Genomic DNA, 1,032 nt, shown 5'->3' on the forward strand with positions numbered 1-1,032 from the left:
GCGAGGCGCTGACGAACGACCAGTTGCGGCTGATGCGGGCGGTGGAGGTCTGCTGCCCGCTGATCTGGTCGACGGCCCCCACGTCGTTCAGCAGGTCCTCGCGGCTGATCGTGCGGCTGGACATGTCCACGCTCGTCTGGAACTGGTAGGCATCGAGCAGCGCGTCCTGCCGGTGGGTCCACTGGAACTGCCACTCGCGGGTGCGGGGTTCGCCGCCCAGGCTGAGCCGCCGCGAGTAGTTGGCCTCGCCGCCGAAGGCGTACCGCTTCACGTACTGGTTTTTCAGCTGCCAGGTGAACTCGCGTCGCTCGTTGTAGTCGCCGCGGAACGTGAAGTCGGTGTAGTCGCTGGTCGCCCAGTAGTAGCCCCAGTCGCGGATGTAGCGGCCGGTGCGCTGCGACCAGCCGAAGTTGAAGCTCGGGAACAGGATGCCCGAGCGGCGGCCGGACTCGAGCGACTTGAAGTAGAAGGGCAGCGCGAAGATCGGCACGCGGCCGATCTTCAGCACGATGGGCTTGGCGGCCATCTTGTCGCCGGGGCGGACCTTCATCTTGTCGGCCCAGAAGTGGTAGTGCGGCTCGGCCAGGTCGCAGGAGGTCATCCGGCCGGAGCGGATCTTGAGCGTGCCGTCGTCGAAGCGCTTGATCTCGTCGCCGACGTAGTAGAACTCGTCCATCGCCGTGGCGCCCGACAGCACGGCGCCCGTGCGGTGCTCGAAGTCGTAGCCCATGTCGTCGCCGGCCATCTTCTGGCCGCTGTCGACCAGCAGCGGGTTCTCCGCGGCGTAGAGCTCGCGGTCGGCCAGGTCGAGGCGGATGCGGCCCGCCTTCAGGTCCATCGAGCCGTAGAGCATGCGGCTGTCGCCGGCGATCGCGATGCGCTTGCGCTCGAGGTCGAAGAGGGCCGTGCGGCCGGTGTATTCGACCTTCTCGCTGGCCGCCGCGAAGTCCAGCGAGCGGCGGCCGTCGGCCAGCGTTTCGGACGCCGCCGAGGCCAGGGCGCGCGCGACCAGCGCCGCCCCCCCCGTGCTGT

Annotated in this window: 1 protein-coding gene; it reads right to left on the reverse strand. The window is 68.7% G+C overall.

What is annotated here, in order from left to right; genetic code table 11:
• The coding region (locus Q7W29_14220) for a putative LPS assembly protein LptD (protein ID MDO9172978.1) at positions 1 to 1,032 on the reverse strand (1,032 nt) is incomplete at both ends.

It is taken from the genome of bacterium, assembly GCA_030654305.1.
Classification (GTDB): domain Bacteria; phylum Krumholzibacteriota; class Krumholzibacteriia; order LZORAL124-64-63; family LZORAL124-64-63; genus PNOJ01.